This is a genomic window from Lujinxingia sediminis (assembly GCF_004005565.1).
In the GTDB taxonomy this organism is placed as follows: domain Bacteria; phylum Myxococcota_A; class Bradymonadia; order Bradymonadales; family Bradymonadaceae; genus Lujinxingia; species Lujinxingia sediminis.
In genome coordinates this window covers 1-23,316 of sequence record NZ_SADD01000003.1, presented here as the reverse complement: position 1 = coordinate 23,316, position 23,316 = coordinate 1, and the positions used below count along the sequence as shown (strand labels likewise).

Sequence of the window (23,316 nt, the reverse complement as noted above, 5' to 3'; positions counted from 1 at the left end):
CGCGGGGCTTTTTGTTGGAGGCTATCTGGCGAGAGGTTTAGCCAGCATCAGCCGATGACGCAGGTGCCAAACTCCGAGCCGGATACCGGCGCGCACTGATTGCTGCAGCAGTCCGCGTTGCTGGTGCAGGCGACGTTGGTCGGGAAGCAGCCAAAGCCGCAGGTGCCTTCGCTGCCGCAGACCAGATTGCCGCAGCAATCCGTGTCCGACTCACAGCTCGACCCGTTGATGGAGCATTCCGGGCAGCCCTCGTCGACGCGACCGTCGCAGTTGTTATCGACGCCATCACAGACTTCCGCCGAGCAGCTCTCGCAGTCCAGAGGCTCGCCGCAGGTCTGGTAGTAGATGTCGCAGAGCCCGGTAGGCTGCTCGGGGACGCAGGCGTTGGCGCAGCCCATCTTGATCTGCAGGTCGAGGGCTTCGGCATCGATCTGGCGGATCTGGGAGCAGGCGCCCTCGGAGAGGGTCAGAGTGTTCTCGCTGGCGTTGTAGCTGAGGTCGGAGCCAGGCAGGTAGGTGCCGTTGACCGAGACCCAGATCTGGTTGGGATCCGGAGGGGTGTCTTCGAGGCTGTAGGAGCAGCTGACCAGGATGTTGGAGATGTCGCGCACGGCGTCGGCAAGCTGAGTCGCGTTGGAGGCTTCGTAGAAGGTGTTGGTGCCGCCGGCCTGAGCCATCTGCTGGAGGCTGTTGGAGGAGAAGGCGAAGCCGACGACGAAGGTCAGGATGCCGCGGCTACGCAGCGCCTGGATTTTTTCGACGGCCCCCGAAACCCCTTCGCAGCCCGGCTCCCCGTCGGTGATGACGAGCACGGCTTTGACGCGCTGGTCGTCGAGGGGATCGGAGGGGGCGCTGACGCGGTCGTTGTTGATCACGTTTTGCAGCGCCCAGTCCAGGGGGGTGCCGCCACCGGGGCTCAGGGAGTTATAGGCGTTTTTGATGGACTGGGCGGAGTGCGAGCCCATGGCGAGGCGATTGGTCAGAGCGCTGTTGCTGCAGCCGCCGGAGAAGGAGCCGACGCCGAAGCGCATCTCATCGTGGAGTTCGTCGGCCACGGCGTTCATGCCGGCGGTGGCGCGTTCCCAGCGGTTGGGGCGGCTGCTGTCGTTGCTGCCCCCCAGGCCCCAGCCCATCGATCCGGAGAGGTCAAGGACCACGTAGATGTTGGGGTCGAGGCGCTCAAACTCGGTGGTCTGCTCTTCGCAGATAGGAATCTGACCGGGCTCCGGCGCGCAGGCATCACCCACGACCAGGCCGTTGGGGCCGGTGGGGTTACCGGGGCTGGCGGTCTGATCGACGTTGGCTGCCAGGGGGCAGTTATCGCAGGCGTCGCCGATGCTGTCGCCGTCGCTGTCAGCCTGGTCAGGGTTGGACACGTCGGGGCAGTTGTCCAGCGTGTCGGGGGTGCCGTCGTTATCGGTGTCGGTCACCGTGTCGACGTACTCCACGCCCGGGGCGCAGGCGTTGCCCATCTGGATGCCGCGATCGTCGACCGGGTTGGTCGCAAACGCGGCCTGATCGGTGTTGGAGGTGTCCGGGCAGTTGTCGCAGGCATCACCAACGCCGTCACCGTCGGTATCGAGCTGATCGGGGTTATGGACGAAGGGGCAGTTGTCGTACTGGTTGGGCACCCCATCATTGCTCTCGTCGTCCCAGGGCGGAAGCTCGTCGCGGCCGTCATGGGGGTGATCGGTATCGCTGAGATCGCCACCGGTATCGGTATCGCCGTCGCCGGCATCACCCGGATCACCGCTATCGGGAACGTCGGTGCCTCCGGGGCGGCACTGGCCGCTGACCGGGTTGCGCTCCTGACCCTCGGGGCAGTTGTTGACCTCGCCGGGGGGAGGGGTACACGCCAGCAAGGTCAGCGCGATCAGCGCGGGAAGTGTCCAGTTTATGAGCGATGTTCGCATGGTTCGTACCCTGTGAGGTGAGGAGCGCGTTGCAATAAAATCAGCGTAGCGCGAAATACCGTGGACCGGGAATAACCCAAACTCTGTCGAGGCGATGGTAGCAAATGCTCGCGAAGCTTTCGACAAATTTCAGCTGCTTTTAAGGGGGATTGACTGTAAATCGTCGTAAATGTCTGCAAGTTTTGGTGTCGCGCAATGTTTGCACGTATTTAATCCATGTCGCGCCGACGAAGCGTAAGCGCTACGCCGCCAAGCAGCACGACGGTAAAGCCGCCGAGCGCCCCCAGATTGAGGAGGTGGCCAGCCTGAGCCTCTCCGAAGAAACGATCGAGAGGATGGGGCATCAGCGGTAGGACCACGGGCATTTCGGCGGTGGCCATGGGGAGCTCATCAAGCGCGATCTCGTAGGCCAGAGCGCGATCTTCGGTGTGAATCATCGCCTCAAAACCAGAGCGGCTAAAGGTCGTGGCGCTGAGCGCGCGGGTGAGCGTGTCCATGCGCTCCACCGGCATGATCGCCCCGCCTAAAATCACCTGGGGGATGAGCACAATCGGCACCAGCGCAATGGCCGCCTCGCTGGTGCGCACCGCCGCGGAGAGCAAGAGCCCGATGGCCAGCCCCGCCAGCGCACAGAGCCAGAGGGTGAGCAGGTGCATCAGCGGGTTGCCGTGGAATCCCAGCGGCCCGTAGGTCAGCGCGAGCAGCGCCACACACTGGATCAGGCAGAAGAACCCCAGCACCACAAATTTGCTCGTCACATAGGCCGAAATCGAGAGGTTGACCATGCGCTCACGGCGGTAGATGGCCTGCTCCCCCACGATCTCGCGCGCGGCGTTGGAGCCCCCGAACCAGATCGCCGAGATCACCAGCAAAAAGAGCGCCAGCGGGGTATGCTCCATGCGGGTGAAGACCCCGCCCTCATCCTGGAAAAAGACCAGGTTGAGCAGGAGCGCGACGATCGGGGCCTGGATCAGCAGGATCAGCGTGCCGACCCGATCTTTGAGTTTGATGGTGAGGTAGCGATGGGTGAGCGTGCGCAGCTGGCGAAGCTCAAAGGTCGGCGGCTTGCGCCGTGCATCCACGCTGAGATGAACCTCCTCGGAGGCTCGCCGGCGCGCGGCCACAAACTCCTCAAAATACCCACTCTGCCGGTAGCGTGCCGCGAAGGTCTCCATGGGCTCGCCGGCGCGCGCCGCGGCGACCAGAGGACGCATGCAACTTCCCGGATCGCTTAAAAGCTGCTCGGCGGCCTCCGAGTCGGCTTCGACTTCCGGGTTGAAATAGAGCATCGAGTCGGGGAAGGCCGGCCCGTAGTAGACCTGCTCGCCATCGGCCAGATAGAGCGTGTTGTCCATCAGCCGGTAGGCTTTAAGCGAGGGCTGGTGGATGGTCAGCAAGATCGTCTTGCCGCGGTCGGCCAGCCGGCGCAGAAGCTGCATGACGTTGAGCGCATCCTCGCTGGCAAGGCCGCTGGTAGGCTCATCGAGGCAGAGCAGGCTGGGGTCGGTGAGAAGTTCCATCGCCAGGTTGACGCGTTTTCGCTGGCCGCCGCTGATGCCCTTTTGCTCGGGGGAGCCGATGCGCAGGTCGGCGGTCTGGGCGATCTCCAGATCGTGGAGAACCTGCCAGATGCGCTGGTCAATCTCCTGGTCGGTGGTATCCGGTGGGAGGCGTAACTTTGCCGTGTAGTAAAGCGACTGATAGACGGTCAGCTCGCTGTGAATGATATCTTCCTGAGGCACATAACCGATCGCGCCGCGGTAGCGATCGTAATGCGCGAAGATCTCATCGCCGTTAAGCAGCGTGCGCCCGAACGAGGGCCGGGTGTAGGCGATCAGCGCATTGAGGAGGGTGGTTTTTCCGGCGCCTGAGGGGCCGAGAAGTCCAACGATTTCAGTGGGGTAGACGGTGAAGGAGACGCCGTCGAGCAGGCGGCGAGTTCCCTGGGGAGTGGGGACTTCGATGCGCAGGTTCTCGGCCTGCAAGAGTATGTCGCCGCGGTAGGATTTCTGCAGGCGCATCTTCTCAAGATCCAGGCGCAGCGCGAAGCTGCCCAGGCTAAAGATCTGATCGTGCTCAATGGGGGCGCGGCGGATACGCTGGCCGCCCACGAAGGTGCCGTTGGCGCTGGAGAGATCTTCGAGAAAAAGCCCACCCGACTCGCGCACCAGACGGGCATGATGGCGCGAAACCTGGGGCGATTGCAGCACGATATCGTTCGCGGGGCCTCGGCCCAGCGTGATGACTGCCTTATCGGGCGGAAGGCTCAATTGGCTGCCGGAGCGCGGGCTGGCACTACGGCGCGTAAACTCTTTGAGGCGGCTTAAGGGAAAGCGGTAGCTCCCTAAAAAGAGCACGTCGTCCTGGCCGACTTCTGTCTGGGTCAGGCGGCGTTGGCGGTCCCCCAGGTAGGTGCCGTTGGCCGTGCCCAGGTCGCGCGCCAGCCAGCGCTCGGGCCCCAGCGGGGTGAGGCTGACATGGCGGCGCGAGATCTGCGGGGCGTCGAGCACAATATCGCAGCTATGATCGCGACCGATCAGCAGTGTGCGCACCGAGCTGCTGCGCTCGGTGTTGAGCGCGGGCCGGCGCGCCCGCTGCTTGCCCACCGGCTCGCGACGCGCACGCAGCTGAGGGCTCTGAAGTTGAATCTCAGTGCGGGTGATCTCGGCGTCGAAGTCGTCAAAGGCCGGCGCGCCGGGCACCCGGGTACCGCACGCCGGGCAGAAGGGCGCATCGGACTCCATCAGGGCGTCGCATTGCGTGCAGCGCTGGCGCGTCATCGAAGATTCCAACCGAGAGTGAGTATGACGCCCTGAGCCAGCGTTGATGCCGCGTTCGTCTGCGGCATCGAGAGCACCGCGTGCCGCGTTGCAAAGCCTCGACGATGCCAGAGCATCACCTGCGCGTTGCGCCTTGCCCGCGTCACTCGCGATGTCGCATCGCGCGACATCAACGTCTGCTTAAGGCGTAGAAAAGAGCCCTTGCGAAGGGCATGCCTCCACAGGCTTGCCACGCTAATAGCGTTTTGACAATTCCGAGCGCGCTCACTTATAAGGAGGCAGATTCTCTCCGACCCTGATTGCGCGCGGCCGAGCGGGTGATGGCGCCCGCGACGGCTGACAGGTCTGTGGTAGGCCGGGCGCGTGTGGCTCAGGATGGAGAGCGAAGCGGAGACGTCGATGGCGCGACTGAAAGTAGGTATCGTAGGCGCGGGTAGCATCTCGGAGCTGCACGCCAGAGGATATCAAGAAGACCCGCGTGCGGAGATTGTGGCGGTGTGCGACCGCGATGAAGACCGCGCCATTCAACGCTCCCTGGACTGGGGCGCGCGCGCCTATTACACCAACTTCAGCGAGATGCTGGAGAATAAGGAGATCGACGCCGTCGAGATCCTCACGCCTCACTACCTGCACGCAAGCCAGGTTATCGACGCACTGCAGGCCGGCAAACACGTCTCGGTGGAGCGCCCCCTGGCGCTTTCGATCGAGGAGGCCAACCAGGTCGTGCAGACCGCCCGTCAGGTCGGCAAGATCGTGCAGGTCTACGAGCCCTGCCTCTTCTACAAGCCCCTGCTCGACGCCCGTAACCTCATCGACGCCGGCGAGATCGGAAAGCCCACCGGCATCCGCGTGGCGATGACCGTGGCCAGAGGGCAGAGCGATGTGTGGGACTTTGCCTCCATCGAAGACGAAGCCTCCCTGTGGCGATTCGACCCACAGCTCTCCGGCGGCTCGCCGATGCTCTATGATGTGGGGTATCAGACCTTCTGCATCGCGCTCTTCTTGATCGGCAATGTCGAGAAGATCGAGGTCTGGCGCTCCGAGACCGCCATCCGCGAGGGGCTGAAGCTCGACGCGCCGACGGTGGCGATGTGGAAGCATTTCCAGCAGGACTGCTACGGGACGATGACGCTCAACTACGCGCCCGAGCGCAAGCTGCGCACTCCTTACCATCCGCTGGAGGCGACGATTACGGTGGAGGGCACCCGCGGCACCATCGACATCATTCGTTCCTCCGATCCCACCCAGCTTGAGGCGCCGGTGGAGCTTCGTCGCGACAGCCGCAAGGTGGCCTACGGTCAGCGCAACACCGCCTATGAAGACAGCTTCGTGCGCGCCACGCGCAACTTCATCGGTGCCTGCCTGGGTGAAGAAGATCCGCTGCTGGGGGCCAATGAGGCCCGCCAGCTCCTGCTGCTGACCCTGGCCTACCAGGAGAGCTCGCGTCGCGGACGGGCGGTCAACCTGCAGCACGGCTGAGCTCCGGGGGATGGCCGAAGCGTTGGTCATCCCCGGCACGTACAGACGAAAATGAATTAAAATCAGGCGTTAAGAGGCTTCATGACCGAGCAGCATGACCTGGGGCGAATTCGTGTGATGGAGGCGCCGCGGCGCTATGCGGTGCTGCTGAATGCGCGCGCCAAGGCCTGGACCGGCGAGATCCATGAGGCGGTTCAGCGCTTCGTGCCGGCGCGTGATCTCTATCTGACCGACGACTTTCGTCAGGCGCAGACCACCGTCGAGCGCATCCTGGCGCAGGATTACGATGTGGTGTTCACCGGCGGGGGGGATGGCACGATCATGTTTTTGATCAATGCCATTGAGACGGCGGTCAGAGCCGGCAAGATCGCCCGCGAAGACGCCCCTCCGGTGGGGGTGTTGCGCCTGGGCACGGGCAACGCCGTGGCCTCGTACGTGGGTGCCGGTCCCATCATCGAGGATCTGCGCGCGCTGCACGCGGGCGCTCCGCTCAAAGTCCACGAGGTCAACATGGTCGAAGACGGAGAGCACCGCTTTCCCTTCGGCGGTTTTGGCTGGGACGCCGATATTCTCAACGACTACGATCGTTTTAAGGCCGCGGTGCGCGACACCGCCCTGGAGAACTTCGCCACGGGGCTGGGAGGCTACGCCCTCTCGATCGGCTCGCGAACCATTCCCAAAGCCACCATTCGCGGCTCGCGTAACGCCCGTTTTACCAACCTCGGTGAGGTCGCCTACGAGCTCGATGAGCACGGTCGCATTGTGCGTGAGATCGGCCCCGGGGAGTTGATGTATGATGGGCCGATGAAGATCACCAGCTCGGCCTCGATTCCCTACTGGGGCTTTAAGATCCGGATGTTCCCTTACGCCAACTTAAAGCCGGGCTTTTTTGAGCTGCGCTCCTACAACGGCTCGATCTCCAGCATTCTTCTGGACCTTCCGGCCTTCTGGCGGGGAGAGGTTCAGGAGGGCAAGCTGGGCGACTGGCTGGTCCAGCGGGTGGCGGTGGAGGTTGAGGAGGCGATGAGCTACCAGGTCGCAGGCGATGCGGCCGGCTACCGCACCCGGGTGGAGTGGTCGCTCTCGGATCATCCCAGTCTGCTGGCGGTGCCCCTGCAGTAAGGGGCGGGGGGCCACGTGGGCGCAAACGCTCCGAAGCGTTGCGCCGGAGGCCTCCCGCGGGCTTTACATCATGCCAACATCGGGGGCTTGCACCGCGCGTGCGCTTTGAGGATGGTAGGTTGATGGTGGTTTTAGTCAAACTTCGGCCCGACGCTCGCGCTCTGCGGTGCGTGGAAGAGGGCGCGGAGGTCACCAACGCGCGCGGCGCGGGAGGAATGCGATGATGTCGAGAATGAAGTGGCTCTGCGGGATGTTGGTGTTGAGCACCACGGGCTTGATGGCGCCGGGCTGTGGTCCGAGTCAGACGATCGATCTTCGGAACGACGCCGGTGATGCGCGCGACGCCGACTCGGATGTGCGCGATACCGGCAGCGATCCCGACACCGGTTTTGATCCGGATGTCGACGCCGATCCCGACGCGGGCGACGCCGGCGATCTGGATGGGGGCAACGAGCCCGACGGGGGCAACGAGCCCGATGCCGATGCCGACGCCGATGACGACCCCGACACCGATGTTGATGAGCCCGACGGCGGCGATGTTGGCCCGCTCACCGACGGTGAGGCTGCGGCCCGGGCGATGATCGTCGGTTTTTGTAATGCGGTCTGGAGCTGTCAGGATGGCTCCGAGCAGGTGGCCTACTTAAGCATCACCCTGGGGCGTTACCCCGACGCCCAGGCCTGCGCCGACGCCTGGCGCACCGGCGCAGGCTCGATGGATCTCTCCGAGCTCATTCGCAGCGTCGATGAGGGGCGCATCGTCGTGGATCGTGACCAGCTCGACGCCTGCAGCGATGCCGTCACTCAGGCGGCATGCAGCGCCGAGAACGATGGGGGCGGTCTGGAGATCCCCGAGGCCTGCCGCACGGCGATGGCCGGCCAGGCCGGCGATGGCGAGGCCTGCATCAACCTTCAAGACTGCGCCTCCGGGCTTCGCTGCGACTACAGCTACGAGCAGGACGCCCCCTGCTACGGCACCTGCGTCGATCCGGCGGTGGCCGACGCCTGCGGCGATGATGGCATTTGCAGTGACGACGCATACTGCGATCGCAGCGGTTCCGAGCCGCAGTGCGTGGCCTACGAGCTCGGCAATGAGTGCACCGCGGGCGGTGGCGAGTGCTCCGAAGACTACGAATGCGTGCGCGGCCATTGCCAGTACAATCCGCCGCCTGAGCCCATCAATCTGGTCGATGAGGGGGAGGCCTGCTCGTACGTGAATCAGAGCTTCTGTCGGGCGGGGCTGACCTGTCAGACCTCGTCGGCCAATGGCAGCGTCGCCTCCTGTGAGCTCCCTCGGACCGCCGGTGAGACGTGTAGTGAGATCAGCGATTGCCAGCCCGGACTGCGTTGCGGCTCCCTGCAGCCAGGCGAATCCTCAATCTGCGGCGGGCTCCTGCCGCTCGGACAGCCCTGTCAGGAGAGCGGCGAGTGTTTGAGCAGGTATTGTTTCTACGATTTTGATGTGAGTGGTGACCACGGAACCTGTGCCGTGCGCGAGGTATGTGAATTGCCTTGAATGTCCTGTGATGATGGGGGCTTCGCGGCGCGTTCACCTGTTTGATGCGTGTTTGATTTCTCGTTAGTCTCTTGATTTCCAGTCCGATATCGCAGACTCGATGTGGCGAGAGTCTTCGGGAGAGGGGCCATGAAAGGCCCCTCTCCGACATGATGTGATGACGCTTGAAAACAGCGAATACTTGAAAATTAAGGAGTATCCTATGAATGCCAGGCAATGGATGATGCGCGTGCTCGCGCTTTCGATGGCTGCGGCCATCTCCGTGGGATGTGGTGACGACGCGGCAGCCCCCACCTCAGGCGACAACGATCAGGATGCGGGCGTAGACGCCGAGCTCGACGCCGATCCCATCCCTGATGTCGACGACGAGCCCGACGCCGACGTCGCTCCGGACGCCGACGTCGCTCCGGACGCCGATACCGAGCCGCAGCCCGAGCTCACGGACGAGGAGCTCCTTGCCAACATTCTGGCCAGGGGCTTCTGCGAGGCGGCCTACACCTGCGCCGACAGCTCACCTGCGGCGGCCTTTTTGAGTACGCAGCTCGGCCGCTTTGGTTCGCCTGAGGCCTGTGTGGCCGGCGGGGCCGAGTGGCTCTCGCTGATTGGCTTCACCGATCTGCTTGAGGCGGTGGCTGAGGGGCGCGTGATTCTCGATCGCGACGGGGCCGACGCCTGTGCCGAGGCGCTGACCACGACCTACTGCGAGAGGCCCGATACGGACGGGCCGCCGCCGGAGTGCAAGGCGATCCTCGAGCCGACGCGCAACGAAGGCGAAGCCTGCTTGATAAGCGACGAGTGTACTGGCGAGTTGGAGTGCACTTTTGAGGGATCTACGCAGTGCTACGGGAGCTGCACCACCCCCGCCGGGCCGGATACCTGTGGTGATGAGGGCGTCTGCCAGCCCTGGGAAGCATGCGACGAGAGCGGTGATAGCCCCACCTGCGTGCCCTACGCCGAGGCCGGTGACGAGTGCACCGAGGGGGGCGGTGAGTGCGCCGAGGGTGAGCGCTGCAACTACGGCTTCTGCGAGGAGCCCGAGCCCATGGAACTTACCCTGATCGCCGATGGCGAGTCCTGTGACCCGAGCCTGCCGCAGCTCTGCGAACCCGGCCTGGTCTGCGGCGCGCTCTTCGACAGCGAGGGGCAGCTCGACGAAGAGGCCGGCAGGGTCTGTGGCGCGCCCCGTGAGGCCGACGCACGCTGCACCGAGAATGAGGAGTGCCTCTTCGGGTTGAGGTGCAACGACGAGGGCGTCTGCGCCGAACTTCTGGCAGACTCGGAGCCCTGCGAATCGGATACGGACTGTGCCAGCGGACGCTGTGAGGGCGACATGGAGTGGGTCTGTGTGGCGGCAGAGATTTGCGAGGTGCCCGAGCCCTGAGTGGCATGAGCGCCGGAAGTGATACGCACGAAAAAAGGCCTGTTTTGATCCTTCTGGGATCAAAACAGGCCTTTTTCATGCAAAAAACCGGGAACTTTAAGATTTAGAGGGCGTCGTAGTCGCGACGCCAGCGCTGGGAGAGATCGACATCGTGGAGGTAGCGTGCGACCTGGGCGTCGATCGCCTCCTCGCTCCAGTCCAGCGGCCCGGCCATATGCTCGGCGATGCGGCGTGCGGCCTCGCGCCCCTGATCGGCGGCCCGGTAGAAGATCTGGGTGCGCTGCACCAGCATGTCGGTGAGCGTGGCAGCCAGCTCGCGGGTGATGGCCCAGTCGATCTGCACAAAAAGCTCGGGGCGGCCCTCGGTGATGGGTTTTCCGAGCGCCGGATCGGCCGCCACGAGCTCTCCCAGGGCCGGGGCGCGGGTGCCATAGGTCTGCGCCAGAAAGCGCGCTGAGGATGCACTGAGCTGGCTCTGGCTGGCTTCCAGAGTGTGTTTCGCGATGAGCTCGAAGGCTTCTTCGTCGCTCTCGGCCTCGGGCCAGTCGGCCGCGCCGGGAAGCGCTGAGGTGTCGGTGCGAGGATTATGCACCGTCTCGGGGAGATGATCGCCCAGGCGCAGCATCTTCAGGGCCGTCTCCACCACTTCGGCAGACATGCGTCGGTAGGTGGTGAGCTTGCCGCCGGCGATGGTGATCAGGCCGTCTTCGCCCACCACGATCTGGTGCTCGCGGCTGACTTCGCTCTCGGAGATGTCGGCTCCCGAGGCGCTTCCCTGAGCCATCAGCGGGCGCAGCCCGGCCCAGGTGGCGATCACATCGTCGGCCGTGAGCGGATGCTCGGGAAAGTAGTCGTTGGCGGCGGTGAGCAGGTACTCCACGTCGCTGGCCTCGGCGTAGACCTGGCCCGGGTCGCCTTTATAGTCGGTGTCGGTGGTGCCGATGTAGGTTTGTTCGCCCCAGGGGATGGCAAAGAGCACGCGTTTGTCGTCGGGGTGAAAGCAGACCACGGCGTTGTTGACCGGCAGGCGGGCGTGGTCGACGACGATGTGCACGCCTTTGGTGGGGCGCAGAAGGGTGGAGGTGGGCTCGGCGCTCAACGCGCGGGTGCGATCGGTCCAGGGGCCGGTGGCGTTGATCACGGCGTGGGCGCGGATCTCTTTGAGCCCCCCATCGCCGAGCATATCTTTGACGACGGCGCCCTGGATGCGGCCGCTCTCCTCGTCTTTGATGAACGAGAGGGCGCGGGTCCAGGTGGCGATGGTCGCCCCGTGAGCGGCGGCGTCGAGCGCGCTCTCCAGGGTCAGGCGGGCGTCGTCGGTGGAGCAGTCGTAGTAGAGGGGCGCGCCTTTGAGCTCTTCGCGCGTGAGCGCGGGCTCTTCTTTTGCGACGTCGCGCACCCCGAGCTTGCGGTGGCGTTTCGGGGAGCGAAAGAGCGAGAGGCCCTCATAGAGCCACATCCCCGCCTTGAGCGTGAGCAGGTTATGGGGGGAGTCGCGGTAGACCGGGAAGAGAAACCCTAAGGGGCGCACCAGGTGCGGGGCGATGTCGAGCAGGATGCGCCGCTCGCTGACCGCCTCGAAGACCAGGCTGAACTCGAACTGCTGGAGGTAGCGCAGCCCGCCGTGCACGAGTTTGGAGGAGCGCGAGCTGGTGCCGTAGGCCAGATCGCGGGCCTCCACCAGCGCCACCTTGAGCCCGCGACGCGCAGCGTCGCGGGCGATGCCCGCCCCGTTGATCCCGCCGCCAATGATCAAAAGATCGACGGGCTCGCCGAGCGCGTCCCACATCGCCTGTCTTGAGGTGTTTTTGCTCATAAGTCTTTGATTTTTTTGTGGAATTGAAAGGGGTTGGTGCGCAGGTTTCTGCCGCCCTCGGGCCAGCACCTGTCAACTTAATGACGGGGTGCGTCAAAAGCAACGGGGGCTGAGGAGGACAGGGTGTCGGCCCGGGTCAGAGCGACGCCAGGGCGGCGGTCGCAGGTACTACTCAAGGCCCCGAATATGGTTAGGTTTCTTTGAGCTGAAACGTCTGAGGGGAGGGGGATCGATGTGTGGACTTGCGGGGTTCTGGGACCGGCGCTGCGTGCGCTTTGAGCCGGCGATCTTTGCGATGACCAACGCCCTGCGCCACCGGGGGCCGGATGGGGCGGGCTACTGGTTTGACGGGCGCCACGGGCTGGCGCTGGGGCATCGACGGCTGGCGATTCTGGACTGCTCCGATCGGGGCCGCCAGCCGATGTTCTCGGCCGATGGGCGCTGGGCGCTGGTTTATAACGGGGAGGTCTATAACTTCGCCGAGCTCAAGGCCCGGGTGCTCGAGGCCACCCGCGGTAGCTACCCCCTTGTGGGCGGCTCGGACACCGAGGTGATTCTGGGGGCGGTGCAGACCTTTGGCCTTGAAGAGAGTTTGAGGCAGATGGTGGGCATGTTTGCCATGGCGCTCTGGGATCGCGAGCGCGCCGAGCTGCATCTGGTCCGCGATCGGCTGGGCATCAAGCCGCTCTACTGGGCCTGGCACGGGCAGGTGCTGCTCTTTGGCTCGGAGCTCAAGGCGCTGCGCAACTATCCCGGCTTTGAGCCGGAGATCGATCGTCGCGCTCTGGCCGGATTTTTGAGCCGCTCGGCTGTCGGCGGCGCCCATACGATCTACGAGGGGGTCTACAAGGTGCGTCCGGGCGCGATGCTCACCATCCGCGATCCGGGCAAAGATCGCGGCGAGGAGCATCGCTGGTGGCGCGCTGAGGAGGTCGTCGCGCTGGGGGTGCGCTCGCCATTTATGGGCGATGAGGAGCAGGCCACCGATGAGCTCGAGCGCGAACTTCGCCGCGCCGTCGGCCAGCGCATGGTGGCCGATGTGCCCCTGGGGGCCTTCTTATCCGGCGGCATCGATTCCACCACGGTGGTGGCGCTGATGCAGGCGCAGTCCGGCCGCCCCATTCAGACCTTCTCCATCGGGAATGCCAAAGCGCGCTACAATGAGGCCGATGATGCCGCGCGGGTGGCGCGTTTTCTGGGCACCGAGCATACCTCGCTTATTGTGGAGCCCTCCGACGCGCTGGCGGTTATCGACCGGCTGCCCACCCTCTACGATGAACCCTTTGCCGACGCCTCGCAGATCCCCACCTTCCTGGTCAGCCAGCTCGCGCGCCAGAAGGTCACCGTGGCCCTGAGCGGCGACGGCGGCGATGAGGTCTTTGGAGGTTATAATCGCCATGTGTGGGGACCGCCGATCTGGGAGGGCATGAGCCGGGTGCCCGCGCCGCTGCGCGAGCAGGTGGGGCGCGCGCTTCTCTGGTTGAGTCCCGGGCAGTGGGAGGCGCTCTTCGCCAGTCTGGGGGAGGGGGCGTTCAGCCCCGGCGCGAAGGTGCGCCGGCTGCTCGATGGCGTACGCGAGCTTGTGCCGGGGGCGTCTTCCTCCTCGCCCGAGCCCGCTCCCTTTACCCCCGGCCGACTTCGGCTTATCGGCGACAAACTCCACAAACTCGCCGAGCTCCTGGATACCCCCGACGCCGAAGATCTCTACCGACGCCTGCTCGCCAACTGGCCGACCGGCCATCGGGCGGTGCGCGATCTTCAGGAGCCTCCCCGCACCTGGAGCTGGGAGCAGGAGCCTCAGGTGGCGAGCCTGGCCGAGCGCTGGATGTACCGCGACCTTGTGGGCTATCTGCCCGATGACATCCTCACCAAGGTCGATCGCGCCTCGATGGGCGTGAGCCTGGAGGCCCGCGTTCCGCTGCTCGACCATCGCGTGGTGGCCTTTGCCTGGCGCCTGCCTTTAGGCATGAAGGTGCGGGGGCGCGATGGCAAACATATCTTGAGGCGCGTGCTCTATCGCTATGTGCCCCGCGCGCTGGTGGAGCGCCCGAAGATGGGCTTTGGCGTGCCCCTGGACGCCTGGCTGCGCGCCGAGCTTCGCCCCTGGGCTGAGGAGCTCTTGCGTCCGGAGCGCCTGGAGCGCGAGGGCTTTTTGCACCCCGAGCCGGTGCGCGCCATCTGGCGTGAACACTTAAGCGGGAAGCGCTCGCGAGCCTATGAACTCTGGAACGTTCTGATGTTCCAGGCCTGGCTTGAGCGTCAGCACCCCACCCGCAGTCGCCGCGCCGCCGGTCACTCGCCGGGCCTCAGACAGATGGACGCCCCCTCAATGGTGGGCCGACGATGAACGAGGTCTTCGCCTGCACCATCCTGATCTTCACCGGCATCTTTGCCCTCTTTGTGGGCCAGACCCGGCTTCCGGGAGAGGATCGTCGTTTTGTATGGATGAGCTTCTGGGCCCATGTCATCGCGGCCTTTGTGCTGATCGTACTCACCTACGAGTTCTTCGGTCGCGGCGATATGGAGGTCTATTACGGCTATGGCGAAGCGCTGGCCGATTACATCCGCGTCGACCCGCTGCGCTGGGGGCCGGAGGTGCTGCGTCTGATCTTTCAGCAGCCCGCCGAGATCCCCATCGAGGTTTTTGGTCAGGAGGGCACCTCGACGACCACGATGATCGGGATCACGGCCTTTTTGCTGATCCTGACCGGCTCCTCGATGTTTGGTTGCGGGCTGATCTTGAGCTTTGTGGCGTTTAGCGGCCAGCTGGCGATGTACCGCACCTTCAGCGCGCATTTTGGCAAAGAGCTGCGTTTGCAGGTGATGGTAGCCACGCTGCTTGTGCCCTCGGCGGTCTTCTGGACGAGCGGGGTGGTCAAAGAAGCGGTGGCGATGGGGGGCTTAGGCTGGATGATCTACGGGCTGCACCGTCTGCTGGGGAGCCGCGGCAAGGGCTGGGGGATTCTGTGGTTGGCTGCCGGGGCGGTGGCTGTGGCGCTGGTCAAAAGCTACATCCTTTTTCCGATGGTGGCCGCCGCCGCGCTCTGGTGGTACTGGCGGCGCTCCATGGCCACCCATGGTACGGTTGCGATCGCCAGAAAACCCTTTCAGATCGCGATCTTAGGGGCGGCGGGTGTGGGCGCTATGATCGGCCTGGGACAGATCTTTCCGCAGTACTCGTTGGACTCGTTGGCCGAGGAGACGGCCAACCTGCAGTACCAGGGCGAACGCATCCAGGGGGGCTCCTCCTACAGCATGGGCGATGGCACGACCACGAGCCTTGGGGGGCAGCTGGCCTTTGCGCCTCTGGCGATCTCGGCCTCGCTCTTTCGGCCCTTTATCTTTGAGGCGCATAACGCGGTGGCAGCTATCAACGCGGTGGAGACCACGCTGGTGCTTCTGCTCTGGGTGCGCATCTTATGGGTACTGGGGGCGAGGGGGGCGTGGCGGGTGCTGCGCAGCTCACCGCCGCTGATCTTTTGCGTGGTCTTCGTGCTGCTTTTCGGGCTGGGCGTGGGGCTTGCGACCACCAACCTGGGCACCCTCTCGCGCTACCGGGTGCCGATGATGCCGATGTACCTGCTGGTGCTCCTTATCTTGAGCGCGCGCCCCTGGCGGTTGCGCGCCGGCCTGAGAGGGGGCCGGGGGCCCGGTGGCGCGTCGTCTGCCGAGCCCACATCGAAGGCACGCACGCGCACATTTGCCGACTTCACCGAAGATTTTCGCAGGGGGGCGAGATGGAGAGGCCGTTAGTCAGCGTATACATCACCTGCCATAACTACGGGCGTTATCTGGAGCAGGCTGTTGAGAGTGTTCTGGCGCAGAGCCTGCAGAACTGGGAGCTGATCATCGTCGATGACGCCTCCAGCGATGAGACGCCGGAGATCTGTCAGCGTTATCTGCAAAAAGACCCGCAGCGCATCCGCGTGCTGCGTCATGATCAGGCGCAGGGCCTGCAGCGCAACGCCAATCGCGTGCTGGAGATGGCCCGCGGCAAATACATCATGCGCCTGGACGCCGATGACTGGCTCGATGAGTCGGCGCTTCTGGTGATGAGCGAGCGTATGGAGCGTCGCCCGGAGGTGGCGCTGGTCTACCCCAATTATGTCTATGTCGACGCCGAGGGGCGATTTCTGGGGGTGGAGCAGCGCAAGCTCCCGGGCAGCGAGGCTCGCCTGCTCGACCTGCCGGCCCACGGGGCCTGCACGATGGTGCGCCGCAGGGTGCTCAAGGCGCTGGGCGGCTACGACGAGCGCCACAACGCCCAGGATGGCTACGAGCTCTGGCTCAAGGTCTCGCGCCATTATGCGGTGGATGGGGTGGCCACGCCGCTCTTCTTCTACCGCCAGCATCCCGAGTCGCTGAGCCGCAACGAAGATCGTCTGCTTACCGCGCGCCGCCAGATCAAGCGCTCCATGGCCGAGAAGCTCGAAGGGGCGGTCAAGCCACGGGTGGTGGGGCTTGTGCCCGCCAAAAACACCTACAAGAGCATGCCCGATGTGGTTTTGAGCGAGGTGGGAGGCCGTCCGCTCATCGACCACACCCTGGAGTCGGCGCGGGCCAGCGGGCGTTTTGACGCGATCTGGGTCACCACCGACTGCCCGCGGGTGGTGGAGCACTGCGCCACGCGCGATATCCCGGCGATGCTGCGCCCCTCGGCCCTCTCGGAGGCCGATCGCAAGCTCTCGGAGGTTGTGCACGACGCCATCACGCGTCTGGAGACCGACCACGATCTCTTTCCCGACGTGGTGGTGGTGCTCAGCGCTCACAGTCCGCTTCGTCGCGCCGAACACATTACCAAGGCGCTCGACACCCTGGTGCTTTACGACGCCGACAGCGTGATCAGCGTCTACGAGGATTTCGACATGCACTTTCAGCATGGTGCCGACGGCCTGGAGCCGCTCAACCCGGCGATGATGCGCAAGCTGCGCCTGGAGCGTGAGGGGCTTTACGTCTTCAACGGTGCCGTGACCGCGGTCTGGCGCGACGCGATCCGCTCGGACGACTACCACGGCAAGAGCATCTCGCATGTGGTGATGCCCTGGCGGGAGAGCTTTCAGCTCAAGAGCGACTTCGACCGCTGGATGCTCGACCACCTTCTGCGACACGATGGCGAGCGACGGCAGGAGCCTCCGACGGCTGCTGCAGAGTGATCATTGAGTAAAATCAACAGGTTGCAGGCGCTCATTGAGGCGCCTTAAGGGAGGGGAAACCATGCTTTTTGTTGCCGAAATAGGACTCAACCATGAGGGGAACTTCGATCTGGCCTACGAGCTGATCCGCCAGGCCAAACTCTCCGGGGCCGATGTGGCCAAGTTTCAGTTTGGCTGGCGCGATCAGCCCGGGGAGCTCAACCACATCAACCCCGATATGGCCATGCAGCTCAAGCGTTGGTGCGAGTGGTGGGAGATCGACTTCATGGCCTCGATCATCAACGAAGAGGCCCTGGAGCTGGCGCGTCCGCTTAATCCGAGCCGCTACAAGATCGCCTCACGCACCGTCGTCGACAAACCGGAGCTCGTGGAGCGGGTGCTTGAGCAGGGGCGCGAGACGTACATCTCGCTGGGCTGGTGGACAGGCGAAGACCTGCCCTTTGGGCCGCCCACCGACACCCTGCGCTATATCTTCTGCCGCTCTCATTACCCCACCTACCCGGTGCACCTGGAGGGGCTTCCGGAGCGTTTTGAGCCGGACGGGTACTACGGCTACAGCGACCATATGCACGGCATCGAAGGCTGCCTGCTGGCGATTGCTCGCGGCGCGCAATTTATCGAAAAGCACTTCACCCTCGATAAGACGATTCGCGGAGTGCACCGCGATCATATCTTGAGCGCGACCCCCGAGGAACTTCGTCAGATGGTGGATCTGGGCCGACCGCTCAGCCGGCTCGCCAGGGGCTTAAGCGGTGACCCACCCGGGGTCGGTGGCGTGCCGGGCTAAAAGAAGCGCGCCGGTCTGGCAGGGACGCCGGGTCGGCGAAGGTTGAGGTTCTGACAATCGATCAAGGGCAAGGGGCGGGGGGCGACGATGACGGAGCGAGCGAAAGTGGTGGCAGTGGTCCAGGCGAGGATGAGCTCGGAGCGGCTCCCGGGAAAAGTACTGATGCCCCTGGCCGGGCGACCGGCCCTCTGGCACATCATTGAGCGTCTCAAGCGGGTCTCACAGATCGACGAGATCATCATCGCCACCAGCGATCGGCCCGAAGATGACCCGATCGAAGCGCTGGTGAATTGGCTCAACACCCCCGGAGTGCGCCTCTTTCGCGGCTCGCGCGATGATGTGCTCGGCCGCTTCTACCTCGCGCTTGCACAGACCGAGGCCGAGGTGGTGGTGCGCATCACCGGCGACTCACCGCTGGTCTGCGTGGAGCATCTCGAGCGCATGCTGGGCCATCTTCTGCAGAGTGACGCGATCGGCGTCGACGGGCATTTTGCCCGCACCGGCCTCACCTTAGGATTTGGCAGTGAGGCTTACCGGGTGAGCGCGCTGGTCGACGCGCATCTTCTGGCGATGCGCCCCGAGGAGCGCGAGCACGTCACGCTCTTTATTAAAGAGCGACCGCGGGTCTACCCGGTCGACTACCTCAATCCCGATCCGGCGCTCTGCTCCGGGTTTCGGCTGACGATGGACTATCCCGAAGACTACGCGCTCTTGCGCGAGATCTACGACGCGCTCTACCGCCCCGGCGACATTGTGGATTGCCGGCGCGTGCTGGAGTGGCTGCACCGGCGCCCGGATCTGGTGGAGCGCAACGCCCACTGCATGCAGCGCAGCGCCCGCTGAGTGAAGTACCGGAGTAGGGTGTCGCCGGGGAGCGCACATCAAAGGGCGGCCCGGGGAGTGCGTTTGAAGAGGTCGGGTTCAGAGCCCCGTCTCAGGCGTTGCTCCCTGCGCCGAGCCCGGGGAGCGCAGCACGGGGCGCGGTCCTCCGACCTCGGGCATGGTGGCGTTGAGGGTCAGGTAGTGCTCGCGTAGCACCTCGCCAAGCTCGGTGTACCAGCTGTGCGCCGGCGATGAGGCGCGCCACTGAAGGGTCAGCGTGCGCCCGGGCGGGTCGTCGCCAAAACTGCGCGCGACCAGATCCTGGCCCGGGCGCACCTCCGCGCTCAGCGCGCTGGCCGGCAAAAGCGTCGCGCCCAGCCCGCTCTCGACCATGCGCACCAGCGTTGCCACGCTGGCCGCGGTCACGGTCGTCGCCGGCGGGTTTCCCGCCAGCCGACACACATCCATCGCTTGATCCCTCAAACAATGGCCATCCTGCATCAAAATCAGACTGGCTCCGGCGATCTCGTCGGTAGCGATGCGCTCCGGTGCGCTCAGCGGATGGCCGGCGGGTGCCACCAGCACAAAGGGCTCCACGATCAGGTCCGGCCCGCTCAACCCCTGATCGTCAAAGGGGCGCGCGAGTAGGCCCAGGTCGATCGCTCCCTGGCGTAGCTCCCGCAAAAGGTCGTCGGTCTGAAGCTCTTCGATCGCAAAGGCCACCTCGGGGTAGATGCGGCGAAACTTCGCCAGCAGACCGGGCAGCCCGTAGGGCGCGATGGTGGGAATCACACCCAGGCGCACCGTGCCCTGGCGCGCACCCGCAAACACCTGCGCCGCGTCCACCAGCTCCTTTGCCTCCAGCAAGAGGCTCCTCGCCCGTTTCACAACCTCCTCGCCGGCTCCCGTCAAGAGCACCCGGGGGCGAGCCCGCTCGAAGAGCTCCACGCCCAGGAGCTCCTCCACCTCGCGGATCTGCTTGCTAAGTGCGGGCTGGCTGACCGAACATACGCGCGCTGCTTCCACGAATTGTCCGGTGTCGGCCAGGGCCACGATGTACTCGAGTTGGCGAAGCGTGGGCAGCATTTTAGTAACCTGAAGTTATGGGAGGTATGCCTACAATATCTTTGTCTTATGCACGACGGGTGATTAAAACAAGCTCCGTCACCGGGGCCCGACGCAGCAGGCGTCGACGCTCCCCGCAAAACCATCATTCCACCATCCCCATCAGGAGAGGCCATGTCCGAGAACGCGAACGCGAATAAGTGTCCTGTGATGCACGGCTCCACCGGCCCCCGGCCGACCGGATCGATCGCCAACAAGCACTGGTGGCCGAATCAGCTCAACCTGAAAGTTCTGGTGCAGAACACCAGCTCTGTGGACCCGATGGGCGAGGAGTTCGATTACGCCGCGGAGTTCAAGAGTGTGGATCTGGCGGCGGTCAAAGCCGATATCGAGAAGGTTTTGACCACCTCGCAGGATTGGTGGCCAGCCGACTACGGCCACTATGGTCCCCTCATGATTCGCATGGCCTGGCACAGCGCGGGGACCTACCGCATCAGCGACGGTCGAGGCGGAGCCACGTCCGGCACCCAGCGCTTCGCCCCGCTGAACAGCTGGCCGGATAACGCCAACCTCGACAAGGCGCGTCGTCTGCTCTGGCCGGTCAAGCAGAAGTACGGCCGCAAGATCTCCTGGGCCGACCTGATGATCCTCACCGGCAACGTCGCGCTGGAGTCGATGGGCTTTAAGACCGCGGGCTTTGCCGGCGGCCGCGCCGATGTGTGGGAGCCGGAAGAAGACATCGACTGGGGCCCCGAGACCGAGTGGCTGGGCGATGAGCGCTACAGTGGCGAGCGCGAGCTGTCCAACCCCCTGGCCGCGGTGCAGATGGGCCTGATCTACGTCAACCCCGAAGGCCCCAACGGTAAGCCCGACCCGGTCGCAGCGGCCCATGACATCCGCGAGACCTTTGCCCGCATGGCGATGAACGACGAGGAGACGGTCGCATTGATCGCCGGCGGCCATACCTTCGGTAAGACCCACGGCGCCGGCGACGCCGCGCATGTCGGTCGTGAGCCGGAAGCGGCCGGTATCGAAGAGATGGGCCTGGGCTGGAAGAGCAGCTTCGGCAGCGGGAAGGGGGGAGACACCATCACCAGCGGCCTCGAAGGGGCCTGGACCCCCACGCCCACGACCTGGGATAACAGCTTCTTCGAGACGCTCTTTGGATACGAGTGGGAGCTCACCCAAAGCCCGGCCGGCGCCAACCAGTGGATCCCTAAAGATGGGGCGGGAAGTGATGCCGTGCCGGACGCCCACGATCCCGACAAGCGTCACGCCCCGATGATGGCCACGACCGACCTCGCCTTGATCATGGACCCGGCCTACCGCGCGATCTCCGAGCGTTTCTACAAGAACCCCGACCAGCTCGCCGACGTGTTCGCCAAAGCCTGGTTCAAGCTCACCCACCGCGACATGGGTCCGACCTCGCTCTACCTGGGGCCGGAAGTTCCGAGCGAAGAGTACATCTGGCAGGACCCCGTCCCGGCGGTCGATCACACGCTGATCAACGCCGACGACATCAGCGACCTCAAAGCGAAGATCCTCGACTCCGGCCTGAGCATCCCGCAGCTGGTGAAGACAGCCTGGGGCTCGGCCGCGACCTTCCGCAACAGCGACAAGCGCGGCGGCGCCAACGGCGCGCGCATTCGCCTGGCCCCCCAGAAGGACTGGGCCGTCAACGAACCCGCCGAGCTCGTCACGGTGCTCAAGGTGCTCGAAGAGGTGCAGACCGGCTTTAACAACGCCCAATCCGACGACAAGCGCGTCTCGCTGGCCGACCTCATCGTGCTGGGCGGAAGCGCCGCGGTCGAAAAGGCCGCCAAAGACGCCGGCTACGACATTGAGGTGCCCTTCACCCCGGGTCGCACCGACGCCTCCGAGGCCCAGACCGACGCCGACTCCTTCGCGCCGCTTGAGCCCAAAGCCGACGCCTTCCGCAACTTCTACACCGAAGGCCTCAAGCGCTCGGCCGAAGAGCTCCTGGTCGACCGCGCCCAGCTTATGACGCTCACCGCCCCCGAGATGACCGCGCTCATCGGTGGCATGCGCGTCCTCGACGCCAACACCGGCGGCGACAAAGCCGGCGTCTTCACCGACGCCCCGGGCACCCTGACCAACGACTTCTTCGTCAACCTCCTCGACCAGAACCTGGAGTGGCAGGCCTCCGACGAGAAGGGCTACCGCTTCGAAGGCCGCGACCGCGGCACCGGCGAGGTGAAGTGGTCGGCCACCCGCGCCGACCTGATCTTTGGCAGCAACTCCCAGCTGCGCGCCATCGCCGAAGTTTACGCCTGCGACGACGCCGACGAGAAGTTTGTCAGCGACTTCGCGGCGGCCTGGAGCAAGGTCATGAACCTGGACCGCTTCGATGTCGCGTAAGTGCGACCCGGAGGGGTGATGCCCCTCTCAGCCGCATAGAATCAGGACTTCTGGCCTGATCGACAAACCCCTCGCCGCGGATGCGGCGAGGGGTTTTTGTTTAGGGGCTGGGAGGGATTGCGCTGTGGCAAAAAGACGAAGGCGCTGACGTAGGAGGCTGCAGGACACGCGATGCCCATCATCTCGTCAAAAACGGCTGTAATCGGCGTCGCCAGGACCGTCGCCGAAACCTGTCGCCAGCAGGTCGAAACTTGCTTGATTGTATCACCGCTTCAGTCGAAGTGCTTCGTGGTGAAGTCGCAGCGTCGGCGCTCAGGCTCGCTTAAACGAATCGAAAAGCACGGTGTGCTGAACGCTTACTGACTGGATTATACGTATAATCCAGTTCTATAACGATAACCACAAAAAGTCTAAACTAGCAGTTGCGCCACCCCCGCACAGCGTGCGACTCTAAAGATGCCCCCCAAAACAAAGAATGAGGAAAAAAGTCACCGCAATGATAATCAACATGTCCGGCTGCAGATCTTGCGCTCAGGTAAGGAAATAGGTAGTGTCCTTCTCTTTATGTACCCCAAACTGCGCAGTCTGGCGCAAACTCAAAGGGCCAATGTGAGAGTCTATATAAGGGTTTTGATTTGCGTCGCGGCGTTATTAATCAGCGCATGTAGCGGAGCTGATGATGAGGGGCGAGCGGGACAAGAGGTCGCGTTTTCCGACATTGTCTTTGAGATCTGCAACAATGGAATAGACGACGACGATAACGGCAGTACTGATTGCGAAGAACGTCTTTGTCATCGACATGCATCCGTGTTCGCTTAAGCCTCAAACCCGCATAAACACTCATTCTCTAACACCTCACAAATCCCAAAGAATGTCGCTCGAACGCCCCCGTATCAGGTTTGGATCGATGGCCTCGTAAAGAAGCATCGCGAAGAGGTCGGTCTTTTCCTGACGGCGATGTGCGGTGAGTTCCAGAAGCAGCTGGTATGAGAGCGTGCGAAAAACCTCCGCAAAGCGGGTCGTCGGCATCGCTCGTCCACGAGCTTTTTTACGCAGATATTCGAGTAGGCGGTTGGAGAGCGCTAGAGCCAGAATCGCCCCGTAAA

At 64.2% G+C, this 23,316-nt stretch carries 15 protein-coding genes; 10 read left to right on the top strand and 5 right to left on the bottom strand.

The window, feature by feature from the left end:
- Window positions 1–47: 47 nt before the first annotated feature.
- Window positions 48–1,913, bottom strand: coding sequence for a VWA domain-containing protein (locus tag EA187_RS07925; RefSeq protein WP_127779895.1), 1,866 nt, complete (start codon window positions 1,911–1,913; stop codon window positions 48–50).
- Between the two features lie 209 nt (window positions 1,914–2,122).
- Window positions 2,123–4,693: an FHA domain-containing protein gene (locus tag EA187_RS07920; protein ID WP_127779894.1), complete on the bottom strand. Its 2,571-nt coding sequence runs from the start codon at window positions 4,691–4,693 to the stop codon at window positions 2,123–2,125.
- A gap of 399 nt (window positions 4,694–5,092) precedes the next feature.
- Here EA187_RS07920 and EA187_RS07915 point away from each other — a divergent pair, with 399 nt between their 5' ends.
- From EA187_RS07915 to EA187_RS07900, 4 genes are all read left to right on the top strand, one after another.
- Window positions 5,093–6,172 carry a Gfo/Idh/MocA family protein gene (locus EA187_RS07915; protein WP_164856106.1) on the top strand — a complete coding sequence of 360 codons (1,080 nt, stop codon included), beginning with the start codon at window positions 5,093–5,095 and terminating at the stop codon, window positions 6,170–6,172.
- 81 nt (window positions 6,173–6,253) lie between these two features.
- The gene (locus EA187_RS07910; protein ID WP_115606316.1) at window positions 6,254–7,294 is read left to right on the top strand and encodes a diacylglycerol/lipid kinase family protein; all 1,041 of its coding nucleotides are present in this window, start codon (window positions 6,254–6,256) and stop codon (window positions 7,292–7,294) included.
- Between the two features lie 223 nt (window positions 7,295–7,517).
- Window positions 7,518–8,807 (top strand): hypothetical protein, encoded by a 1,290-nt coding sequence (locus EA187_RS07905; RefSeq protein ID WP_127779893.1) that lies wholly within the window; start codon window positions 7,518–7,520, stop codon window positions 8,805–8,807.
- 202 nt (window positions 8,808–9,009) lie between these two features.
- Window positions 9,010–10,188, top strand: a complete 1,179-nt coding sequence (locus EA187_RS07900) for a hypothetical protein (protein WP_127779892.1) — start codon at window positions 9,010–9,012, stop codon at window positions 10,186–10,188.
- Window positions 10,189–10,291: 103 nt separating this feature from the next.
- Here EA187_RS07900 and glpD read toward each other — a convergent pair whose 3' ends face one another.
- A complete protein-coding gene (gene glpD / locus EA187_RS07895) occupies window positions 10,292–11,977 on the bottom strand; it encodes a glycerol-3-phosphate dehydrogenase (RefSeq protein WP_206524222.1) in 1,686 nt (561 codons plus the stop codon).
- A 259-nt stretch (window positions 11,978–12,236) separates the two neighbouring features.
- Here glpD and asnB point away from each other — a divergent pair, with 259 nt between their 5' ends.
- From asnB to EA187_RS07875, 5 genes are all read left to right on the top strand, one after another.
- Entirely contained in the window at window positions 12,237–14,351 is a 2,115-nt protein-coding gene (gene asnB / locus EA187_RS07890) for an asparagine synthase (glutamine-hydrolyzing) (RefSeq protein WP_127779890.1), read from the top strand.
- Window positions 14,348–15,757 carry a hypothetical protein gene (locus EA187_RS20350; protein ID WP_164856105.1) on the top strand — a complete coding sequence of 470 codons (1,410 nt, stop codon included), beginning with the start codon at window positions 14,348–14,350 and terminating at the stop codon, window positions 15,755–15,757. The genes asnB and EA187_RS20350 overlap by 4 nt, the downstream gene beginning before the upstream one ends.
- Window positions 15,742–17,157: a glycosyltransferase family 2 protein gene (locus EA187_RS07885; protein ID WP_164856104.1), complete on the top strand. Its 1,416-nt coding sequence runs from the start codon at window positions 15,742–15,744 to the stop codon at window positions 17,155–17,157. The genes EA187_RS20350 and EA187_RS07885 overlap by 16 nt, the downstream gene beginning before the upstream one ends.
- Window positions 17,158–17,218: 61 nt before the next feature.
- A complete protein-coding gene (locus tag EA187_RS07880; RefSeq protein WP_127779888.1) occupies window positions 17,219–17,944 on the top strand; it encodes an N-acetylneuraminate synthase family protein in 726 nt (241 codons plus the stop codon).
- 87 nt (window positions 17,945–18,031) lie between these two features.
- Entirely contained in the window at window positions 18,032–18,787 is a 756-nt protein-coding gene (locus EA187_RS07875; RefSeq protein ID WP_127779887.1) for a cytidylyltransferase domain-containing protein, read from the top strand.
- A 78-nt stretch (window positions 18,788–18,865) separates the two neighbouring features.
- Here the strand turns inward: EA187_RS07875 and EA187_RS07870 are convergent, their stop codons facing one another.
- Window positions 18,866–19,852 (bottom strand): hydrogen peroxide-inducible genes activator, encoded by a 987-nt coding sequence (locus EA187_RS07870; protein WP_127779886.1) that lies wholly within the window; start codon window positions 19,850–19,852, stop codon window positions 18,866–18,868.
- 153 nt (window positions 19,853–20,005) lie between these two features.
- Between EA187_RS07870 and katG the strand changes: the two genes are divergently transcribed.
- Entirely contained in the window at window positions 20,006–22,210 is a 2,205-nt protein-coding gene (gene katG / locus EA187_RS07865) for a catalase/peroxidase HPI (protein WP_127779885.1), read from the top strand.
- 855 nt (window positions 22,211–23,065) lie between these two features.
- Here katG and EA187_RS20345 read toward each other — a convergent pair.
- Window positions 23,066–23,316: hypothetical protein (locus EA187_RS20345; protein ID WP_164856103.1), on the bottom strand; the 251-nt coding region annotated here is incomplete at its 5' end.

What these genes read in the sequence shown, in the direction of transcription:
- EA187_RS07925 (WP_127779895.1), bottom strand. Translation starts at nt 1,913, where the DNA reads ATGCGAACATCGCTCATAAACTGGACACTTCCCGCGCTGATCGCGCTG.
- EA187_RS07920 (WP_127779894.1), bottom strand. Translation starts at nt 4,693, where the DNA reads ATGACGCGCCAGCGCTGCACGCAATGCGACGCCCTGATGGAGTCCGAT.
- EA187_RS07915 (WP_164856106.1), top strand. Translation starts at nt 5,093, where the DNA reads ATGGCGCGACTGAAAGTAGGTATCGTAGGCGCGGGTAGCATCTCGGAG.
- EA187_RS07910 (WP_115606316.1), top strand. Translation starts at nt 6,254, where the DNA reads ATGACCGAGCAGCATGACCTGGGGCGAATTCGTGTGATGGAGGCGCCG.
- EA187_RS07905 (WP_127779893.1), top strand. Translation starts at nt 7,518, where the DNA reads ATGTCGAGAATGAAGTGGCTCTGCGGGATGTTGGTGTTGAGCACCACG.
- EA187_RS07900 (WP_127779892.1), top strand. Translation starts at nt 9,010, where the DNA reads ATGAATGCCAGGCAATGGATGATGCGCGTGCTCGCGCTTTCGATGGCT.
- glpD (WP_206524222.1), bottom strand. Translation starts at nt 11,977, where the DNA reads ATGTGGGACGCGCTCGGCGAGCCCGTCGATCTTTTGATCATTGGCGGC.
- asnB (WP_127779890.1), top strand. Translation starts at nt 12,237, where the DNA reads ATGTGTGGACTTGCGGGGTTCTGGGACCGGCGCTGCGTGCGCTTTGAG.
- EA187_RS20350 (WP_164856105.1), top strand. Translation starts at nt 14,348, where the DNA reads ATGAACGAGGTCTTCGCCTGCACCATCCTGATCTTCACCGGCATCTTT.
- EA187_RS07885 (WP_164856104.1), top strand. Translation starts at nt 15,742, where the DNA reads ATGGAGAGGCCGTTAGTCAGCGTATACATCACCTGCCATAACTACGGG.
- EA187_RS07880 (WP_127779888.1), top strand. Translation starts at nt 17,219, where the DNA reads ATGCTTTTTGTTGCCGAAATAGGACTCAACCATGAGGGGAACTTCGAT.
- EA187_RS07875 (WP_127779887.1), top strand. Translation starts at nt 18,032, where the DNA reads ATGACGGAGCGAGCGAAAGTGGTGGCAGTGGTCCAGGCGAGGATGAGC.
- EA187_RS07870 (WP_127779886.1), bottom strand. Translation starts at nt 19,852, where the DNA reads ATGCTGCCCACGCTTCGCCAACTCGAGTACATCGTGGCCCTGGCCGAC.
- katG (WP_127779885.1), top strand. Translation starts at nt 20,006, where the DNA reads ATGTCCGAGAACGCGAACGCGAATAAGTGTCCTGTGATGCACGGCTCC.